Source organism: Vibrio sp. V04_P4A5T148 (genome assembly GCF_963875605.1).
GTDB lineage: Bacteria > Pseudomonadota > Gammaproteobacteria > Enterobacterales > Vibrionaceae > Vibrio > Vibrio anguillarum.
Genome location: NZ_CAWNMS010000030.1, coordinates 22939 through 43221, shown reverse-complemented (window position 1 = coordinate 43221; position 20283 = coordinate 22939). Strand labels below are relative to the sequence as shown.

The following is a 20283-nucleotide window of genomic DNA, read 5'->3' as shown; positions in this document are numbered from 1 at the left end:
CTAGGTATTACGATGGATATCCTTGCGAACTACGGCACTGTCCTGATTCTTGTTGCAGCCGCTTTTGGCTTCATGATGGCGATTGGTATTGGTGCAAATGATGTTGCTAATGCAATGGGAACTTCAGTAGGCTCAAAAGCGCTAACCGTAAAACAAGCTATTATCATTGCGATGATTTTTGAATTCGCTGGTGCATATTTAGCGGGTGGTGAAGTAACCGAAACCATTCGTAACAGCGTCATCGAACCCGCACTTTTCGCTCACCAACCCGACGTTCTTGTTTATGGCATGATGTCTGCACTTCTCGCCGCCGGAACATGGTTATTGTTGGCTTCATACATGGGTTGGCCTGTATCAACGACTCACTCTATCATCGGCGCCATTATCGGATTTGCCTGCATATCTGTCGGCCCAGAAGCGGTTGATTGGGCCTCAGTAAAAGGCATCGTAGGCAGTTGGATTGTCACCCCAGTCATTTCTGGTTTGTTCGCCTACTTAATCTTCGTCAGTGCTCAACGATTGATTTTCGATACTGAAAATCCACTGATGAATGCCAAACGCTTTGTTCCTATTTATATGTTCATCACCACTATGGTGATCGCACTGGTTACCATCAAAAAAGGCCTTAAACATATAGGCTTACACCTGAGCACCGGTGAAGCATGGTTATGTTCTGCGGCGTTATCAGGCCTTGTTATGGTCGGTGGTTACTACTACATCAAGAGAAAATTTGCCAACCGCGAAGAAGACCATGGGTTTTCCGGTGTTGAGAGCATCTTTAGCGTATTGATGGTGATCACTGCGTGTGCAATGGCTTTTGCGCATGGTTCAAATGATGTAGCTAACGCGATTGGTCCTCTGTCTGCGGTGGTTTCAACTGTTGAAAGCTTGGGTGCTGTTAGTGCTAAAAGCTCAATTGCTTGGTGGATTTTGCCACTGGGTGGTTTTGGTATTGTGGTTGGCCTAGCTACCCTTGGTCACAAAGTGATGGCGACGGTCGGTACGGGTATCACTGAACTGACGCCAAGCCGTGGCTTTGCCGCTCAATTGGCAACAGCGTCAACGGTCGTATTGGCATCAGGTACTGGCCTTCCAATCTCAACTACACAAACACTTGTTGGTGCGGTATTAGGGGTTGGTTTTGCTCGTGGAATTGCGGCATTGAATCTAGGTGTGGTGCGTAATATCGTTGCTTCATGGATTGTCACCTTGCCAGCAGGCGCTTTACTTGCGGTCATTTTCTTCTATGCCCTGCAAGCAATATTTGGCTAATACAATAAGTCAATAGATTGTAAGTGCAATGTCATTAATTGACTCAAACGCACAGAAAGGGAGGCTTAGCCTCCCTTCTTTGTTGCACCAATCAACGAAACTTCTTAATATTTGTCGAAAGCATTTTAATACCTCATTTGATAGCTAAAGGACTTATCGTGAAAAAACTGATCTGCATGGTTTTACTGACCATGTTGGCTGCGCCAACGTTTGCGCAAGACCGCTATATTGCGGACAAACTCTTTACTTATATTCATTCAGGTCCAAGTAACCAATTTCGCATTCTCGGTAGCATCGATGCAGGAGACAAAGTAAAGCTGCTTGATGTTAATAACGATACTGGTTATAGCCAGATTGCCGATGAGAAAGGCCGCACGGGTTGGGTTGAAAGCCGTTTTGTCACTCGCCAAGAAAGCATGGCGATGCGTTTGCCGAAATTGGAGAGTGAGCTGGCCGAAGTGAAAAGTAAATTGGCCAATGCAAAGCAAAATGCAGACAGTGAAAAAGCCGGATTGGCCAATTCATTAGAGGCTCGCAATCAACAAATTTCAGAGTTAGAACAAAACTACAGTGATATCAGTAAGCAGCTCACTGATTCACAAACTGAAATTCGCGAACTGCGCGCTAAGCTGGATACTCAGAAAGAGGATCTGCTGCTTAAATACTTTACTTATGGGGGCGGCGTAGCGGGTATTGGTCTGTTACTTGGACTAATTTTGCCACACATTATCCCACGCCGTAAGAAACACCCTTCTGGTTGGGCATAATCTCCCTAACTGACTGGATCTATCACTTGAAAAACGGTCACCAGAGAAAGGTGACCGTTTTTTTATCCTTTCCAATCATAAAGAGCTGGGATTTCAATCAATTCACCATCGAAACGTATCAAGGTCGATTGCGGATTGATCTCGACTAATTGCACGCCATTCACCACATCATCACCTACCTTTCGCTCTACGCCATTAATTTTTACCCATCGTTTATCTGTGCGACTTGAATAAACGTGAGTCTGGAAATTCAGCGCTGGGATACGTCCTGAAAAGGTATCAAGATGTTCTGTGAGCAGAAGATGACCTTTTGATGTGTCTCCTACCAGTACGACTTGATCTTTGCCTTGAATCGCCAACTCAACTCGTTGTACCAATTCCGGGGATAATTGACTTAAGTCGAGATCATTAAGGCCAAACTCTTGATCTGCGTTTTTATCTCGCGGCTCACGAGTCGTCAACTGAGTACCATGTAAAGGAGTAAATGGCGGCGTAGAGCTTGTCTCGGTAAGTGTTTTCACTCGTGGTGTATTGGTTTGTAACTCACCAAAGTCAGGGGATTCCAGAACTTGGTAAGCCCCCTCTTGTTGCACAACTTGTGGCGCATTGCGCTTCAATTGTTCTAGCTCATCGATTCGAGCTTGGTATGAATGATAAATAAGATAACCGCAGCAGAGTAACGATGGAGCAAACAACACGGTAAGCGATGATTTCGAGCACCATGAAGATGGCAAGGATTGATTAAACACTGCCACATGAGAAGAGTGCGGCAAGCTTTTGCTCTGGTGGCTCAGCTCTGATTGCTCTAATGCTTTAAGCACTTGCGACATTATCCTTGCTCCTTAGTAATGAGAAGACGAGGTGCGTTGTGTTGAGTCAATAGCTCAAGCCGACTTATAGTGCGAGCCCCAGCAATACCATCGCTGTCTATTTTTTGCCAGCGTTGGAAAAAAGCTACTTTGCGCTTTACCTCACCATCAAATTGTTGATGCCCTGTGGCTTGCTCTCCAAGTAACTGAGACAATTTTTGGTCAAGCAGTTCAACATCATCTCCTTGCATGCCCTGTTTCAACGTTCGAAGTAAATCGTGCTGCCAAATGTAGTGATATTCTCCTGTCCATACATCATTGAGCTGACTTTGGTTAATTTGCACATGCTTTCCTGCCATTAACAATTGCACCTGCTCAGCATTGATCTGGTACAACACCGCATAAGCTTGTGTTTGCTCCACAGCTAAAGTAAGGACCACTGGCAAATTTAACTGCTTTAATTGGTTGAAATCACCCTGCATACGCTGACATTGAAAGCGTCCTTGTGCTTGAGCATCACAAAAACTATCGGCCAAAGATGCACTGTAACCCCACACTTTATAAAGATCGCTAATGGCCGCTTCCAATGCCTTCGAGCGTTCTAGATCTTGTTCCAATTGAGCACTGATCACCACTTGAGTGATCGGTTTAGGTAATTCAGGGGAAGGCAACGCAAAGCGCATCATGCGATCAATCCATGGCGGGCTAAACCACGCAATGAACACAGCTAACACTAAGCCCGCAATGAGAGGAGAGCGATACGATATTGAAGACGGTACGAGGCGAGCATGAGGCGACTGATAGACCGAAGACTGAAAATTCATGACCTCTTGACCCGCGGTACGCACTAATTCAAATGAGAGCGCTTTCACGCCCTGCTGATAGGCTAACTTGAAACTCGCATCGCATACTAAGTTAATTAAACGCGGAATACCGTGGGTCTGTTCCGCTATCCATTTGATACTTTTCTGATCAAACCAATCCTTGTGACCGCCGGCTAACGCTAAACGAAAGTGGATGTACTGCTCTGTCTCTTGAACATTGAGAGGCAGCAAGTGATAACGACCGGTAATACGTTGCGCAAGTTGGCGTAACTGAGGTAATTGCAATTTTTGTTGTAACTCAGGCTGACCAATCAGTAAAACCTTAAGCAACTTACGGCTCTCCGTTTCAAGGTTAGTCAGTAGTCGCAACTGTTCCAGTACATCGGCGGCCAGATGCTGCGCTTCATCTATCACTAATAGCGTCTGTTTCCCTTGCGCGTGGTTATGCAGTAAATGATGATAAATTACTTGGCTAAGCGCTTTTAAACTCCCTGAAGGTGGGTAAGACAGCGCAAACTCATCACAAATCGCTTCAAGCAACTCGATATTCGAAAAAGTTGGATTTAAAATAAACCCCGCCTGAGTACTATCATCGAGTGCCGCAAGCATCGCTCTTGCGATGGTTGTTTTGCCAGTCCCCACTTCGCCAGTTAATAGCGCAAAACCACCACCATCACCCAGCCCTGCTTGTAAATGTTGCATCGCTTCACGATGACGATGGCTCAAAAATAGGTAACGAGAGCTCGGTACAATTGAAAATGGCGGCTCGGTAAATCCAAAAAATTCCTTATACATTCTCTCGTCTCTATCATTTCACTGTGATGAAAAGTACCATTACTAACATCAATCGCCAATGGCGTTTCAGCATATTTAAGGTAATCCGGTGCAAGTATACTTAGTTGGGGGCGCGGTACGCGATCAGTTGCTCCATATTGATATCTATGACAAAGATTGGGTTGTAGTAGGCAGCAGCCCAGAGCAAATGCTGGCCACTGGTTTTACTCCTGTAGGAAAAGATTTTCCCGTATTTCTTCACCCGAAAACGAAACAAGAGTATGCCCTTGCTCGCACTGAGCGCAAAACTGGCGCTGGCTACACAGGCTTTGCCTGCTACTACGCACCTGATGTGACTTTGGAAGAAGATCTCGCCCGCCGCGATCTGACTATTAACGCCATCGCACAAGATAACGCTGGTAAGCTTATTGACCCCTATGGCGGCCAGCGCGATCTGCACAATCGCCTACTGCGCCATGTTTCTGATGCCTTTATCGAAGATCCACTACGCGTCCTTCGCGTGGCTCGTTTTGCGGCCAAATTCGCACATTTAGATTTTACCATTGCCGATGAAACCATGGCACTGATGAAACAAATAACGCAATCAGGTGAGTTGCAACACTTAACCGCCGAGCGCGTATGGCAAGAGTGGCAGAAATCACTGGCCACTCAGCATCCAGAAATATTTCTTTCTGTTTTATATGAATGCGGTGCACTTAAAGTGGTATTACCCGAACTGGATCGCCTGTTTGGTGTTCCTCAACCGGAAAAATGGCATCCTGAAATTGATACCGGAGTACACACCTTGATGGTTGCAGCGCAAGCGGCGAAGCTCTCTTCATCGATAGCGGTTCGTTTTGCAGCGCAAGTGCATGACTTAGGAAAAGGAGTCACACCTAAAAGCGAATGGCCCAGCCATAAAATGCACTGTCACACAGGAATTAACATCATTAAAGCCTTGTGCGAGCGGGTGCGTATTCCAAATGAGTGTAAAGAGTTGGCACTACTCGTCTGCGAGCAGCACTCCAATATTCATCGAGCGGCAGAATTAAAACCCAGCACCAAACTCAAAATACTCGATAAACTCGATGCATGGCGCAAGCCTGAGCGCTTGCAGGACGTTTTACTTTGTTGTCAGGCCGATCATGCGGGTCGATTAGATTGCGAAGAGACTCCTTATCCGCAACGCGATATTTTTCTCAAAGCCTATCAAGCGGCACTGAGTGTCGATGTACAACAGGTGATCCATGATGGTTTTCAAGGGAAAGCGATCAAAGAAGAGCTGGATAAACGACGGATCGCAGCGATTAGCGCGGTGTAAATCTTTCTCTTCTCAACTCGCAATTCAAAATGCGAGTTGCGATAGCAGAAAAAACAAAACGCCCTGCATTGCAGGGCGTTCTTTAAAGTAATGATGCTAAGCTGTACCCCGTGGGATTAAGCTTGGCCTTTCACTTCTTTAAGACCGTTGAAAGGAGCACGACCAGCTAGCGCTTCTTCAATACGGATTAGTTGGTTGTACTTAGCAACACGGTCAGAACGGCTCATAGAACCCGTTTTGATTTGACCTGCAGCTGTACCTACTGCTAGATCAGCGATAGTTGCATCTTCAGTTTCGCCAGAACGGTGAGAGATTACCGCTGTGTAACCTGCGTCTTTAGCCATCTTAATTGCAGCTAGAGTCTCAGTTAGAGAACCGATTTGGTTGAACTTGATAAGGATTGAGTTAACGATACCTTTCTCAATACCTTCTTTAAGGATCTTAGTGTTAGTAACGAATAGATCGTCACCCACTAGCTGAATTTTGTCGCCTAGAAGTTCAGTTTGGTGTTTGAAACCAGTCCAATCAGACTCGTCCAAACCGTCTTCGATAGAAACGATTGGGAATTGCTCAACAAGGCCCGCTAGGTAGTGGTTGAACTCTTCTGAAGTGAACGTTTTGCCTTCACCTTTCATGTTGTAGATGCCAGCGTCTTTGTCAAAGAACTCAGATGCTGCACAGTCCATCGCTAGAGTGATGTCTTTGCCTAGCACGTAGCCAGCCGCTGCAACCGCTTCAGCAATAACTTCTAGCGCTTCAGCGTTAGATTTTAGGTTAGGAGCGAAACCACCTTCGTCACCAACAGCAGTGTTGTAGCCTTTAGACTTGAGAACTTTAGCTAGGTTATGGAATACTTCAGCACCCATACGAACTGCTTCTTTAAGAGTTTTTGCGCCAACAGGTTGGATCATGAACTCTTGGATGTCTACGTTGTTATCTGCGTGCTCGCCACCGTTGATGATGTTCATCATTGGTAGAGGCATAGAGAATTGGCCAGCAGTACCGTTTAGCTCAGCAATGTGCTCGTATAGAGGCATGCCTTTCGCAGCCGCAGCCGCTTTTGCGTTCGCTAGAGAAACCGCTAGGATTGCGTTTGCACCGAAGTTAGATTTGTTTTCAGTACCATCAAGGTCAATCATCACTTGGTCGATAGCTGCTTGATCTTTAGCATCTTTGCCAACTAGAGCATCAGCAATTGGGCCGTTTACAGCTGCAATCGCTTTAAGAACACCTTTACCTAGGAAACGTGATTTGTCACCGTCACGTAGCTCAAGAGCTTCGCGAGAACCAGTAGATGCACCAGATGGCGCAGCTGCCATACCTACGAAACCGCCTTCTAGGTGAACTTCAGCTTCTACTGTTGGGTTACCACGTGAGTCGATGATTTCGCGACCTAGAACTTTAACGATCTTAGACATTAATGTTTCCTCTCGTTGAATTTAAATGTCAAAACTATAAAGGGCAGCAGCACAACAATTGCAACTGCCCGTATCCTTGTTACTTCTCTGATTCACCGCGTTGGAACTCACCTGCCGCTTTAATAAAGCCTGCAAATAGTGGGTGACCATCACGAGGGGTTGACGTGAATTCTGGGTGGAACTGAGCTGCTACAAACCATGGGTGAGCAGGGTTCTCAATCACTTCAACCAACTTCTTATCAGCAGACAGACCTGATACTTTCAAGCCGGCTTTTTCGATCTGCGGACGAAGTTTATTATTAACTTCATAACGGTGACGATGACGTTCATGAATGGTTGCACTACCGTAAAGCTCATACGCTTTAGTGCCTTTTTCTAAGTGGCATAGCTGCGAACCAAGGCGCATAGTACCACCAAGATCAGACTTTTCAGTACGCTCTTCTACGTTACCTTCGTCATCTACCCATTCAGTGATCAAGCCTACCACAGGGTATTGAGTCTCTTTGTTAAATTCTGTTGAATGCGCACCTTTCATACCCGCAACATTACGTGCGTATTCGATCAGCGCCACTTGCATACCTAGACAAATCCCTAGGTAAGGAACTTTGTTTTCGCGGGCATATTGCGCAGCAAGAATTTTGCCTTCGATACCGCGATCACCAAAACCGCCAGGTACGAGGATTGCGTCCAAACCAGTCAGCACTTCCGCACCTTTGGTTTCAACGTCTTGAGAATCGATGTATTTAATTTTCACGCTCAAACGGTTTTTCAAACCTGCGTGTTTCAGTGCTTCGTTAACCGATTTGTAAGCATCAGGCAATTCAATGTATTTACCGACCATCCCGATCACCACTTCAGCGGTTGGGTTAGCCTCTTCGTAAATCACTTGTTCCCATTCAGAAAGATCCGCTTCCGGTGCTTTAATACCAAAACGGTTACAAACGATATCATCCAAACCTTGAGCTTTGATCAGTTGAGGGATCTTGTAGATAGAATCAACATCTTTCATCGAGATAACGGCTTTTTCAGGCACGTTACAGAACAAAGCAATTTTCTTACGTTCGTTCGCTGGGATAACGCGATCGCTACGACAAACCAAAATATCAGGCTGAATGCCGATAGAAAGCAGCTCTTTAACTGAATGTTGAGTCGGTTTGGTTTTCACTTCACCAGCAGCGGCAAGGTAAGGAACTAAAGTCAGGTGCATAAACATCGCGTGTTCACGGCCCACTTCAATCGCAAGCTGACGAATCGCTTCCATAAATGGCAATGACTCGATATCACCAACGGTTCCGCCTACTTCAACGATAGCGACATCGTGACCTTCAGAGCCTGCGATAACGCGATCTTTAATCGCATTAGTGATGTGTGGAATAACCTGAATCGTTGCACCTAGGTAGTCACCGCGGCGCTCTTTACGCAATACATCGGCATAAACACGACCAGCAGTAAAGTTATTGCGCTTGGTCATTTTGGTACGAATAAAACGTTCGTAGTGACCAAGGTCAAGGTCAGTTTCAGCGCCATCTTCCGTGACAAACACTTCACCATGTTGAGTTGGGCTCATTGTGCCTGGGTCAACGTTGATGTAAGGGTCAAGCTTCATCATAGTCACTTTAAGACCACGAGCTTCTAAAATCGCCGCAAGAGATGCTGCCGCAATACCTTTACCTAGAGAGGATACAACCCCGCCAGTAACAAAAATGTAATTTGTCGTCATGTTTAACCTGAAATTGGTTGAATGAGGGAAATGGATTTCTTCTGGACGGGATAAAAATATACCAGAAGCCCTTATTCGCTACAACGTGAAATCTATCACACTGTCATTTTTTATTTTTTGCTTCAAATCAAAGAGCACCGCTTGATATGGCTTATCACACCACTCAAATGAGTCAAATTTGTCTCAATGGGTGGGTTTTATTGTGGATTGCCAACACAGGGTATTACTTCGACTCCAAGCGCTTCACTTCATTCCACATCGCATCCAACTCTTCGAGAGAAAAATCGGTCAAGGTTTTGTGCTGACGTGCCACAAGCATTTCAATACCTTTAAATCGACGTGAAAACTTTCGATTTGCTTTATTTAACGCCACTTCTGGATCAATTTTTAAGTGCCGAGCAAAGTTAACGGTGGCAAATAATAGATCGCCCATTTCATCCTCTACTCGAACCGGATCAGGGTTAATTTGCAACGCCTCTTCCATGACTTCTTCGATCTCTTCTTGGACTTTATCAACCACTGGGCCGATAGAATCCCAATCAAAGCCATATTGGGCACACTTTTTTTGAATCTTTGTAGCACGTAAAAGAGACGGAAAAGCGTGTGGTATTGAGTCTAGAATACTTTGATCTTTTTTTCCTGCTTGTACCTTTTCTTTGGCTTTTTCAGCTTCCCAATTGGCGTTGATTTGCGCTTCATCCTCAAACTTGGCACCCGCAAAAACATGAGGATGGCGGCGCGTAAGTTTTTCATTCACCGTTTCAACAACTTGCGAGAAATCAAACAACCCTTGCTCTTTCGCCATTTGACTATAAAAAATAACTTGAAATAGCAAGTCACCTAATTCTTCTTTGAGATTAGGCCAATCTTGGTTGTGGATCGCTTCCACCACTTCATAGGTCTCTTCGATTGTGTAAGGAACAACCGTGTCAAAAGTTTGCTTGATATCCCAAGGACAACCTGTTTTTGTGTCACGCAACTGTGCCATGATCTGTTCCAGTTGTTCAATTGGGTGGCTCATTTATCCGCTCCTTACATCAATATTTAAAATAAAAAAGCGAGCAGTCATTGCCACTCGCCTTTGAAAACCCAAGGCGCTTGCGTCGCGATTTAATTGCGATTCACGCCAATAAGAGTGTTACTGTGATATGACATTTAGCCTAGGCGTTTCACCAACATTACATCTTTGATCTGCTCTACTCGCATTGATACTCGTGACAACGCTTCGATATTGCTCACTTCAAGATCAAAATCCATGATGATCAACTGTCTTTTGTAGTCGCTACGACTTTTCATGCTGATGACTTTCACTTTCTCATTCGCAAGCAGGGTGGTGATGTCTTTGAGTAACCCACCTCGCTCCATCGCTTCAACGCGCAAAGTCAAAATATAGGTTCCAACAAACCCGCGTCCCCAAACGGTATCAATGATGCGTTCAGGTGCGTGATGGCTCAGCTCTTCTAGCTGTTCACAGTCACTGCGATGGACTGAAATACCACGCCCTTGAGTAATGTAACCTTTGATCTCATCACCCGGGATAGGTTGGCAACAGCGCGCTAGGTGTGTCATGAGGTTATCTACCCCTTCCACTACAACGGCATCTTTATGCGCTCGATGTGGCTGAGCTGGACGAGTTTGCGCATCTTGTAATTTTTGCAGTGCTTGTTGATCTTCTTGCTCAGCAGTCGGCTTATTCACCAACGCATTGATGTGATTGACGATTTGGTTGATTCGCAAATCACCACTGCCAATGCCGACGTACAGCTCGTCAGGCGTATTGACGTTAAAACGTTTGAGCGCATATTTATCGGCATCTTTTAATGTGGCACCGATTTTGGCTAATTCTGATTCGAGGATCTCTCGTCCGGCTTCAAGGTTTTTCTCGCGGCCTTGTTTACGGAACCAAGCGTTAATCTTGGCGCGCGCACGGCCTGAATGGACAAACCCCGTTGCTGGATTTAGCCAATCACGCGACGGATTCGGCTCTTTTTGAGTGATAATTTCAACTTGATCACCCATAGATAATTTATGAGTAAATGGAACAATACGACCCGCTACTTTGGCACCGATACAGCGATGCCCCACTTCAGAGTGAATATGGTAGGCAAAATCGAGCGGCGTGGCTCCCATGGGTAAATCAACCACATCACCACGAGGTGTAAAGGCGTAAACGCGATCATCAAAAACTTGACTACGCAGCTCGTCGATCATCTCACCCGAATCAGACATCTCTTCTTGCCAATCAAGAAGCTTACGCAACCAAGTAATTTTCTCATCGTAACCGCTGCGGGCAACCGTTGCGCCCTCTTTATATTTCCAGTGCGCAGCAACCCCAAGTTCAGATTCTTCATGCATCTGCTTAGTACGAATTTGAATTTCGATAGTTTTGCCTTCCGGCCCTAAAATCACGGTATGAATGGATTGATAGCCATTCGGTTTTGGATTAGCAACGTAATCATCAAATTCGCTAGGCAGGTGTTTGTATTTGGTATGAACTACGCCCAAGGCGGCGTAGCAGTCTTGCAGTTGATCAGCAATAATGCGAACCGCGCGCACATCAAACAGTTCATCAAAAGCCAACCCTTTTTTCTGCATTTTGCGCCAGATACTATAAATATGCTTAGGACGGCCACTCACTTCGGCATTGATATGACAAAGCTTCATCTCGGCGCGCAGATCTTCTACAAAATCGTGAATATATTGTTCGCGCACGATGCGGCGCTCTGAAAGCTGCTTAGCAATTTGTTTGTAGGTATCGGACTGCTGGTAGCGAAATGCGTAATCTTCAATTTCCCATTTGAGCTGACCAATACCCAAACGGTTTGCTAAAGGGGCATAGATATTGGCGCACTCTTTGGCTGCCACACGGCGAATTTCGTCAGGTTCATCTTTTACTTCACGCAAATTACAGATGCGCTCCGCTAATTTGATCACCACGCAACGAAAATCATCCACCATCGCAAGCAACATTCGGCGAACGTTATCCACCTGCTCTGAAGCTTCACTGCCTTGCAAGGTGACGTTTAACTGACCAAGTGCCGCCATCTCTTCGACACCATCAATCAGCTTCACTATGCCTTTACCGTAAGTCTCTTCTAATGCCTCACGGTCGAAAAACCCACTGCTGACGATAGGAAAGAGCTGAGCCGCAACCAAGGTGGAGCGATCCATCGATAAAGTAATCAGGATTTCGATCATTTCGCGGCCACGCCACAGCAGCAGCGGTCCTTTGGCCTGACCTTCTAATAACGTTTCACACTGACGGTAGACATCCGTCAGTTTAGAGGCTGTGCTTTTATCTTGATGTAAACTCGCAATCCATTTATCTAGCTCAAACTGTTCGTCTGGATTCAAGTGTGCGCTTCGTACCGCAACCATCTGATTCGTCCTAGTTTTATAGTTTGTGGTATTCGACTAACTTCAACTGAGTTAGTTCTCTGCCTACCGACTTTTTACAAATAGCGCCATCGATTCTAAATGACTGGTATGCGGAAACATATCCAACATGCCAAGTTTCATCAATTTATAACCTTGGCTGAGTAAACTTTGACTGTCTCTTGCCAGTGTTGCAGGGTTACAAGAAACATACACCACGCGCTGAGCGCCGAGCTTAGCCAATTGGTCGACAATTCCTGCCGCCCCCGCTCGCGCTGGGTCGAGTAATACTTTAGCAAATTTTTGCTTTGCCCACGCTTGCGTTGACATATCTTGTTCCAAATTTGCTTGGTAGAACGAGATATTGTCGATTTGATTGCGCGGCGCGTTTTGTGTCGCTTGCTCAACCATCTCATCCACACCTTCAATGCCCACCACCGATTGAGCGTATTGGGCCATCGGCAAACTAAAGTTCCCTACGCCACAAAATAGGTCTAACACTCGGTCATCCTCAGTTAAGGCTAACCATTCCAATGCTTGAGCCACCATTTTTTGGTTTACTTGGCGATTCACCTGAATAAAGTTGGAGGGCAAAAATTCGATAACTGGTCCGGTTTCACTGTAGCTCGCCATCTCTCCGTGCAGCCGTTCGAGCTGATCGCTTTCTGGCATCACATATAAAGTGAGATGATACTGCTGAGCAAACGCCAGCAGCGCCGCGTGATCTTCGCTTGGCAGCGGCTGAAGATGGCGTAGCACCATCACAGCGCCCTGATCGCCGAGCACCAATTCAACGTGACCAATCGCTTGCTGCGATTTAAATTGCGTTAACAGCGATTGGATCGGTGTGAGTAGTGTGTTGAGTTGTGGCTCTAGCACTGGGCAATCCGTAACGTTAACGATTTGCTTGCTCTGCTTTTTACGAAAGCCAAATTGCAGCTGTTGCTGCTTTTTATCCCACAACACGCTGATGCGGGCGCGGCGGCGATACCCTTTATCAGCGCAACTTATTGCGGGGCTCAATGCTAACGTTTGTCCGGCGAACTTACTCATCAATTGCGAAAGCGTTTGCTCTTTGTGCGCCACCTGCGCACTGTGCTCTAAATGCTGCAGATCGCAACCACCACATTGATCGTAATGGCGACAAAATGGCATCACGCGTTGTTCACTGGCCGTTAAGACTTTAATCAACTGACCGCGAGAATATTTACTTTTGCTTTCAGTTAGCTGCATCAGCACTTGCTCACCGGGCAGCGCGCCATCAACAAAAAGCAGTTTATTATGTTGATAAGCGATACCTGCACCTTGATGATCAAGCCGTTCAATCAATACCGTTTGATGTTTTGTTTCTAATTGCGTTTTCTTTTTCGGTTGGAAAAAACGTGCCATGCTCTGTGCCTAAGTAAAATTAAATCGATGTTTTTTGCCCTAGCGTCACTATTTAGTGCGGGGATGATTGTCGAACTTACTCGACTTGATTAAGCTAGCCGTCAATTAAACGATTTTCGTACAGGCTTGCTCATCAAATTGCGGGCTATTTTCCCATATCCACACCACGATGTTTAGATAATAATGACCAGATATGGCTTACGCGCGCGCGTTATTACTTTAACCTTAGCTCCAACCTTGATTATCGGCTTGTTGCTCAGTGCCTTTTTCTCGTTCAATCGCTACCATGATCTGGAAAAACAAGTGATCAATGCAGGGGCGAGTATCATTGAGCCCTTGGCCATTGCCAGTGAAGACGCCTTAAAAAATCAAAGCCGTGAGTCGGTACGCCGCATTATCAGCTATGCGCATCGGAAAAACTCTAAATTTGTCCGCAGTATTGCGGTGTTTGACGCCAACCACGAACTGTTTGTCACCTCGAACTTCCACCCTAACTTTGAAAGCTTAACTTACCCGAAAGATAAGCCTATTCCGATTTTAAGCAGTTCCTATCTCACCGAAAACACCTTAATATTGCGCACGCCGATTTTGGCTGAAAACCGTCTAACCGAAGGCATAAATGCCAATACATCAACGCCTGCACTCGGCTATATCGCGATTGAATTGGATCTCTCTTCATTGCGTTTACAACAGTATCAAGAGGTCTTTTCCGCCTTTTTAGTACTTGCGCTTGGGCTCGGTTTATCGGGAATGTTCGCATTCCGACTCCTGCACGATGTGACTCGCCCTATCTCACACATGAAAAACATGGTGGATAGAATTCGTCGCGGCCACCTTGATGTGCGGATCGAAGGCAAAATGCACGGTGAGTTAGATTCGCTCAAAAAAGGGATCAACGCGATGGCGGTATCGCTATCGGAATATCACGTCGAAATGCAGCACAGTATCGACCAAGCCACCTCGGATTTGCGAGAAACCTTAGAGCAGTTGGAAATCCAAAACGTTGAATTGGACATTGCCAAAAAACGCGCCCAAGAAGCCGCGCGCATAAAATCAGAATTTCTTGCCAACATGTCCCATGAGTTGCGAACGCCGCTTAATGGTGTGATTGGCTTCACCCGCCAAATGCTCAAAACCCAGTTGACGAATAGCCAAGCAGATTACTTACAAACCATTGAAAAATCGGCTAATAACTTATTGAACATCATCAATGACATTTTGGATTTCTCCAAGCTAGAAGCCGGTAAGTTAGCACTGGAAAATATTCCGTTCGAGTTTCAAGAGAGTTTGGAAGAGGTGGTTAACCTCCAAGCGACCAGTGCTCATGAAAAAGGATTGGAAATCACTCTTAAAGTGGATCAAAAAATCCCAGCAGGCTTGGTAGGTGACCCACTTCGTATCCAACAAGTGTTGACCAACCTTGTCGGTAACTCGATTAAGTTCACCGAACGTGGCAACATCGACATCAGTGTTGAATTGCGCTCACAACGCGACAATGTGGTTGAGCTGCAATTTATGGTGCGCGACACCGGCATTGGTATTTCAGAGCGCCAACAAGCACAGCTGTTCCAAGCCTTTAGCCAAGCCGATGCCAGTATTTCTCGTCGCTACGGCGGCACTGGACTTGGTTTGGTTATTACTCAGAAATTGGTCAGCCACATGGGCGGCGAAATTAGCCTCACCAGCCGCCTTCACCAAGGTTCCACCTTCTGGTTTACGCTGCGTCTTAATACCACTGAAATGCCGATGAGCGACTGGCTTGACCCACATATTTTGAGCAATAAACAGCTGTTGCTCGTTGAACCCAATATGCAAGCCGCCTCCATCATCCAGCAAATGTTGGTGCAGGCAGGGTTAACCGTCACATATCGAGCGGTGATGCCAGAAGAGACGGATCGCTTCGATTATGTATTACTCAATTTAGCCCCAAGTAGAGAGACTGATTTAGATTTGGTTGAGCAGTGGGTCACAAAGGCTATTCAGCTTGCCGACAACGTGATTATCGGTACACCAAGTACCGAGCTCGCCCTATCCGATTATTTAATGCAGCATCATCCAGTGCAGTGCATTACCAAGCCACTGTCGCGTAAAAAATTGCTGCAACTGTTAATCGCGCACCAACCGGTACAGCCTGCCATTCAAGATCTACCGATCACACTCGATACACTGCCCCTGAAAGTAATGGCAGTGGATGATAACCCTGCCAACCTCAAACTGATCATGGCCCTGCTGCAAGAACGTGTTGAAACCGTCATTGCTTGCACGAATGGCCAAGAAGCGGTCGAACAAGCAAGCCGCCAGAAATTTGATATGATTTTGATGGACATCCAAATGCCACAGATGGATGGGGTCACCGCTTGCCAGGAAATTAAGAAAACGGTACTCAATCACCAAACGCCCGTGATTGCGGTAACGGCTCATGCAATGATCGGAGAGCGCGATCGTCTGCTGAAAGAAGGAATGGATGATTACCTCACTAAGCCGATTGAAGAGCACATCTTGCAGCAAGTGTTAGCACACTGGAACCCCTACGCCAACCGTAAACAGTTGGAGAAATTACAACTCACAGAACAAGTTATGCCGTCGCCGTCACAGGAAGCTGAGCAGCCTAATCACACCATTATCATTGACTGGCAAAATGCACTCAAACAATCAGCCAACAAGGAAGATTTGGCCAAAGAGCTGCTACAGATGCTAGTTGATTCGATTCCGCAGGTGAGCCAAGTCGTCAGTATGGCGTTGGAAGATGATGAATACTCTACTCAAGATCTACTGCACCATATTCATAAACTGCACGGCAGTTGCTCATACAGTGGCGTACCCCGCTTGAAAAAAGTGTGCGCGGCGCTCGAACAGGCATTGCGCTCCGGCAAATCCATCAGCGATGTCGAACCGGAATTATTTGAGTTACAAGATGAGATGGACAAAGTGATCGCTACCGCTAAACCGTATTTAAGCGAATGAGCAATTTAACCGAAGAGACAATTTAACCGAATGAAAAAAGGGGCTTGCCGCGCAGTTGCCATGTTTGCTTATCAGCAAGCAGAGAAGATTGACAGATTAAGACTCTAAAATCACCGTCGCCACCGCATAATGACGCTCATCAGAAATGGTTAGGTGAATGTGATTCACACCGGCTGTGGCAGCCAACTGCTTAGCCTTACCTGATAGTGTTAGCACGGGTTTTCCGTTGGCGTCGTTGGTGACGGTAAAATCCTGAAAGCTAACGCCATGCGCAATACCCGTACCAAGCGCTTTAGATGCCGCTTCTTTAGCGGCAAAACGTTTCGCTAAATAGCGCCCTTTTTTCTTGAGCGAATGGAACACCGCCAATTCATCTTGGGTTAGCACCCGCTCGGCAAAAGCATCGCCACTGCGTGACAATGCTTTTTCTATGCGTTCAATTTCCGCAATATCAGTCCCTAAGCCGATAATCGCCATCGGTAGACCTTATTTGCGAGCCGCTTGCATGATGGCTTTCATATCGGCGACCGACTTCTCCAAACCATCAAATACAGCACGCCCGATAATCGAGTGCCCAATGTTGAGTTCGTAAATTTCAGGCAGTGCAGCAATGGCAGCTACGTTGTGGTAAGTCAAACCGTGACCAGCGTTCACCGTAATGCCCAAATCACTTGCATAGCTCGCTGCCGCCGCAATTTTCTTTAACTCATCTTGCTGATCCGCTTCGGTTGTTGCATCGGCGTAATGACCAGTATGCAATTCAATAAACGGTGCACCGCAAGTTTTAGCTGCGTTAATCTGCTCACGATCAGCATCAATAAACAGAGAGACTTTGATGCCTGCAGCGGTCAGTTTTTCGGTTGCCGCTTTCACTTTGTCAAGCTGTCCTAATACGTCCAGCCCACCTTCCGTCGTTAGTTCTTCACGCTTTTCAGGCACTAAACACACAAATTCAGGCTGAGTTTGCAGAGCAATATCAATCATTTCGTCGGTAACGGCCATCTCAAGGTTCATTCGAGTTTGCAACGTCTCGCGTAAAATACGCACATCGCGATCCTTGATATGGCGTCGGTCTTCACGTAGGTGAATGGTAATGCCATCGGCTCCGGCACGCTCTGCCATTTCAGCAGCATGCACGGGATCTGGGTATTTAGTACCGCGGGCATTTCGTAACGTGGCGATGTGATCGATATTAACGCCTAAGTAAATTGCGCTCATTTTCCTATACTCCGTACTCTGGAAAAACTAGACATGGGCAGGAAAAGCTCCCTGCTTTTTAAAGGTTTGCCGCCAAGATACGGCTTTAACGCTATGCGTGTAAAGCGTTTTGCCGCTTGAAGCTGCTCTTTACTGACAAAGCGCCGCTCACTAATGGCAATCAACTCATCGCCCATAAACGTGAGGTTATCGCGCCTAACAGAAGCGATAAAACCTTTTTGCTCGCGATAGCGATAAGTCATGCGAGGATCGATGGCTTCTCCCGTTCCGGCGCAATGCAAGAAATCAACGCCATAACCCATTGAAGCTAGCAACGCGAGTTCAAAACGGCGCAGTGCTGGTTCTGGATTTTTACACTGAGCCAACTCGGTGAGTGCATGCAGATAATCATGGAACAGACCCGGGCAAGGCACTTCTTGCGCAAGTACACGGCCAATCAGCTCATTGACGTACATGGCAGAATAGAGATGAATACCACTGAGCGGTAAGCCAAGGCTAATCGGTTCAGCTTGGCGCAAGGTTTTCATTGAACCGTTGCCTGACCATTTGAGCAATAAGGGGGTAAAAGGTTGCAGCGCACCTTTTAAGTTCGATCGTTTACTGCGTGCGCCTTTGGACATTAAGGTAACGCGGCCATACTCCTCGCTAAACACATCAAGGATTAGGCTCGACTCGCTATAAGGACGTCGATGAAGGACAAAACAGCGCTGTAAACCGTCTGACATATCAGCACTCAAAGGTGAGCGATGTTCTCGCCCACCTCGAATAGAGGTTATAGATCGTCAATATAACCAAGGCTACGAAGGGCACGTTCATCATCTGCCCACCCGGATTTCACTTTCACCCAAGTTTCTAGGTAAACCTTGCGACCAAACAACTCTTCCATATCTAAACGTGCTTCACGGCCGATGGTTTTAATTTTTTCACCACCTTTGCCGATCACCATTTTTTTCTGGCCGCTGCGTTCAACGAGGATCAACGCGTTAATATGAAAACCATCGGTTTCAGGGTTATAGTCAAAACGTTCAATTTCAACGGTTACTGAATACGGCAGCTCTTCACCAGTAAAGCGCATCAGTTTTTCACGCACAATCTCGGAAGCCATGAAACGCTGTGAGCGATCGGTCACATACTCTTCAGGGAAGTGATGCGTGGCTTGAGGTAAATGCTCACGCACATGTTTGCGCAATACATCGACGTTTTTGCCATGTTTTGCCGCAATCGGCACGACATCAACAAATTCCATCTTCTTCGATAGCTCTAACATGTGCATCATTACATCGTTACGATCTTTCACGTTATCGACTTTATTGACACACAACACTACAGGGAAATTAGCATTGCGTAACTTGTTGAGCACCATTTCATCATCGGCGGTCCACTGAGTGCCATCGACTAAAAACAGCACTAAGTTTACATCACTGAGTGAACTACTTGCCGCACGGTTCATCAAGCGATTAATCGCACGTTTTTCTTCGATGTGTAACCCCGGAGTATCAACGTAAATCGCTTGGTACGGCCCCTCTGTATCGACACCCATAATGCGGTGACGAGTGGTTTGAGGCTTGCGCGATGTGATGGATATCTTTTGTCCCAGTAAGTTATTCAGCAGGGTTGATTTCCCAACATTGGGGCGACCCACAATGGCGATAAAACCACAGTGCTGCTCACCACTTTCGGGAGTTGCTTCATTGCTGTTGGTGTTTGATGCGAAGTACGCATCCAAATCAAATTCGTTATCAGCCATTTGTCAGTTGCTCTAGTGCAATTTCAGCCGCCGATTGTTCAGCTTTACGACGACTGGTGCCTTTACCAATTACAGGCGTTCCCATTCCTGCTACATCACACGATACCGTAAATTCTTGGTTGTGTGCTTCACCTTTAATATTAGTCACTGTGTAGATAGGCAGTTGCTTTCTTCTACCTTGCAGAAACTCTTGTAGGCGAGTTTTTGGGTCTTTTTGCGATACGCCCGGCTCAATGGCGTCAAGGCGCTCTTGATACCAGCTCAAAATAATACGTCGTACTACTTCGGTATCGCTGTCTAAATAAATCGCACCAATGATGGCTTCTACGGCATCAGCAAGGATTGAATCACGGCGGAAACCACCACTTTTCAACTCACCTGGACCTAATTTTAAGTAATCTCCTAGGCAAAATTCTCTGCCCAGTTCAGCCAATGTGTGACCACGCACAAGCGTAGCGCGCATACGACTCATATCCCCTTCGTTAATTTTAGGGAAACGGTGGTATAGCTCATCAGCGATGACAAAACTTAAAATTGAATCGCCCAGAAACTCAAGACGTTCATTGTGCTTACCATTTGCACTGCGATGTGTCAGTGCTAAGGAAATAAACTCGGGATCATTAAATGAATAACCGAGTTTAGTTTCTAATTTACTAATTGGAGAATTCATGCTCTCTCGATGTAG

At 46.2% G+C, this 20283-nt stretch carries 16 protein-coding genes; 4 read left to right on the top strand and 12 right to left on the bottom strand.

Annotation, left to right across the window (positions count from 1 at the left end):
- Positions 1-12: 12 nt before the first annotated feature.
- Both AACT18_RS05870 and AACT18_RS05865 read left to right on the top strand, forming a co-directional pair.
- Positions 13-1272, top strand: a complete 1260-nt coding sequence (locus AACT18_RS05870; protein WP_026027278.1) for an inorganic phosphate transporter — start codon at positions 13-15, stop codon at positions 1270-1272.
- 158 nt (positions 1273-1430) lie between these two features.
- On the top strand, positions 1431-2039 hold the full coding sequence (locus tag AACT18_RS05865) for a TIGR04211 family SH3 domain-containing protein (protein WP_026029138.1): 609 nt from the start codon (positions 1431-1433) through the stop codon (positions 2037-2039).
- Positions 2040-2101: 62 nt separating this feature from the next.
- Here the strand turns inward: AACT18_RS05865 and AACT18_RS05860 are convergent, their stop codons facing one another.
- Positions 2102-2869, bottom strand: coding sequence for a general secretion pathway protein GspB (locus AACT18_RS05860; RefSeq protein ID WP_088721291.1), 768 nt, complete (start codon positions 2867-2869; stop codon positions 2102-2104).
- Complete coding sequence (locus tag AACT18_RS05855; RefSeq protein WP_094124754.1) at positions 2869-4467, bottom strand: ExeA family protein; 1599 nt, start codon at positions 4465-4467, stop codon at positions 2869-2871. Before AACT18_RS05855 ends, AACT18_RS05860 begins: the two co-directional genes overlap by 1 nt.
- Before the next feature lie 88 nt (positions 4468-4555).
- On the opposite strand from AACT18_RS05855, the gene AACT18_RS05850 reads away from it, so the two are divergent.
- Positions 4556-5767, top strand: a complete 1212-nt coding sequence (locus AACT18_RS05850; RefSeq protein WP_094124753.1) for a multifunctional CCA addition/repair protein — start codon at positions 4556-4558, stop codon at positions 5765-5767.
- Between the two features lie 116 nt (positions 5768-5883).
- On the opposite strand, the gene eno is transcribed toward AACT18_RS05850, so the two are convergent.
- The 5 genes from eno to rlmD all read right to left on the bottom strand — a co-directional run bounded on the left by eno (position 5884) and on the right by rlmD (position 13669).
- Positions 5884-7185 carry a phosphopyruvate hydratase gene (gene eno, locus AACT18_RS05845; protein WP_013856041.1) on the bottom strand — a complete coding sequence of 434 codons (1302 nt, stop codon included), beginning with the start codon at positions 7183-7185 and terminating at the stop codon, positions 5884-5886.
- 79 nt (positions 7186-7264) lie between these two features.
- Complete coding sequence (locus AACT18_RS05840; protein ID WP_013856040.1) at positions 7265-8905, bottom strand: CTP synthase; 1641 nt, start codon at positions 8903-8905, stop codon at positions 7265-7267.
- Positions 8906-9128: 223 nt separating this feature from the next.
- Positions 9129-9926: a nucleoside triphosphate pyrophosphohydrolase gene (gene mazG, locus AACT18_RS05835; protein ID WP_094143545.1), complete on the bottom strand. Its 798-nt coding sequence runs from the start codon at positions 9924-9926 to the stop codon at positions 9129-9131.
- Between the two features lie 134 nt (positions 9927-10060).
- Positions 10061-12283 (bottom strand): GTP diphosphokinase, encoded by a 2223-nt coding sequence (gene relA / locus AACT18_RS05830; protein WP_094124702.1) that lies wholly within the window; start codon positions 12281-12283, stop codon positions 10061-10063.
- Positions 12284-12346: 63 nt separating this feature from the next.
- On the bottom strand, positions 12347-13669 hold the full coding sequence (gene rlmD / locus AACT18_RS05825) for a 23S rRNA (uracil(1939)-C(5))-methyltransferase RlmD (RefSeq protein ID WP_094124701.1): 1323 nt from the start codon (positions 13667-13669) through the stop codon (positions 12347-12349).
- A 183-nt stretch (positions 13670-13852) separates the two neighbouring features.
- Between rlmD and barA the strand changes: the two genes are divergently transcribed.
- Positions 13853-16633: a two-component sensor histidine kinase BarA gene (gene barA, locus AACT18_RS05820; protein WP_094124700.1), complete on the top strand. Its 2781-nt coding sequence runs from the start codon at positions 13853-13855 to the stop codon at positions 16631-16633.
- Between the two features lie 96 nt (positions 16634-16729).
- Here the strand turns inward: barA and acpS are convergent, their stop codons facing one another.
- The 5 genes from acpS to rnc are packed head-to-tail and all read right to left on the bottom strand — an operon-like array spanning position 16730 to position 20268.
- On the bottom strand, positions 16730-17110 hold the full coding sequence (gene acpS / locus AACT18_RS05815) for a holo-ACP synthase (RefSeq protein WP_017042685.1): 381 nt from the start codon (positions 17108-17110) through the stop codon (positions 16730-16732).
- Positions 17111-17119: 9 nt separating this feature from the next.
- The gene (pdxJ, locus tag AACT18_RS05810) at positions 17120-17851 is read right to left on the bottom strand and encodes a pyridoxine 5'-phosphate synthase (RefSeq protein WP_013856034.1); all 732 of its coding nucleotides are present in this window, start codon (positions 17849-17851) and stop codon (positions 17120-17122) included.
- The gene (gene recO / locus AACT18_RS05805; protein ID WP_161439649.1) at positions 17848-18576 is read right to left on the bottom strand and encodes a DNA repair protein RecO; all 729 of its coding nucleotides are present in this window, start codon (positions 18574-18576) and stop codon (positions 17848-17850) included. Before recO ends, pdxJ begins: the two co-directional genes overlap by 4 nt.
- A gap of 47 nt (positions 18577-18623) precedes the next feature.
- Positions 18624-19598, bottom strand: coding sequence for a GTPase Era (gene era / locus AACT18_RS05800; protein WP_010319802.1), 975 nt, complete (start codon positions 19596-19598; stop codon positions 18624-18626).
- The gene (gene rnc, locus AACT18_RS05795; protein ID WP_010319803.1) at positions 19591-20268 is read right to left on the bottom strand and encodes a ribonuclease III; all 678 of its coding nucleotides are present in this window, start codon (positions 20266-20268) and stop codon (positions 19591-19593) included. Before rnc ends, era begins: the two co-directional genes overlap by 8 nt.
- Positions 20269-20283: the final 15 nt, after the last annotated feature.

Excerpts from the sequence above, each read along its gene's own strand:
- barA (WP_094124700.1), top strand. The coding sequence starts at position 13,853 with ATGACCAGATATGGCTTACGCGCGCGCGTTATTACTTTAACCTTAGCT.
- AACT18_RS05840 (WP_013856040.1), bottom strand. The coding sequence starts at position 8,905 with ATGACGACAAATTACATTTTTGTTACTGGCGGGGTTGTATCCTCTCTA.
- era (WP_010319802.1), bottom strand. The coding sequence starts at position 19,598 with ATGGCTGATAACGAATTTGATTTGGATGCGTACTTCGCATCAAACACC.
- mazG (WP_094143545.1), bottom strand. The coding sequence starts at position 9,926 with ATGAGCCACCCAATTGAACAACTGGAACAGATCATGGCACAGTTGCGT.
- rnc (WP_010319803.1), bottom strand. The coding sequence starts at position 20,268 with ATGAATTCTCCAATTAGTAAATTAGAAACTAAACTCGGTTATTCATTT.
- rlmD (WP_094124701.1), bottom strand. The coding sequence starts at position 13,669 with ATGGCACGTTTTTTCCAACCGAAAAAGAAAACGCAATTAGAAACAAAA.
- acpS (WP_017042685.1), bottom strand. The coding sequence starts at position 17,110 with ATGGCGATTATCGGCTTAGGGACTGATATTGCGGAAATTGAACGCATA.
- AACT18_RS05860 (WP_088721291.1), bottom strand. The coding sequence starts at position 2,869 with ATGTCGCAAGTGCTTAAAGCATTAGAGCAATCAGAGCTGAGCCACCAG.
- AACT18_RS05870 (WP_026027278.1), top strand. The coding sequence starts at position 13 with ATGGATATCCTTGCGAACTACGGCACTGTCCTGATTCTTGTTGCAGCC.
- relA (WP_094124702.1), bottom strand. The coding sequence starts at position 12,283 with ATGGTTGCGGTACGAAGCGCACACTTGAATCCAGACGAACAGTTTGAG.
- AACT18_RS05855 (WP_094124754.1), bottom strand. The coding sequence starts at position 4,467 with ATGTATAAGGAATTTTTTGGATTTACCGAGCCGCCATTTTCAATTGTA.
- eno (WP_013856041.1), bottom strand. The coding sequence starts at position 7,185 with ATGTCTAAGATCGTTAAAGTTCTAGGTCGCGAAATCATCGACTCACGT.
- pdxJ (WP_013856034.1), bottom strand. The coding sequence starts at position 17,851 with ATGAGCGCAATTTACTTAGGCGTTAATATCGATCACATCGCCACGTTA.
- recO (WP_161439649.1), bottom strand. The coding sequence starts at position 18,576 with ATGTCAGACGGTTTACAGCGCTGTTTTGTCCTTCATCGACGTCCTTAT.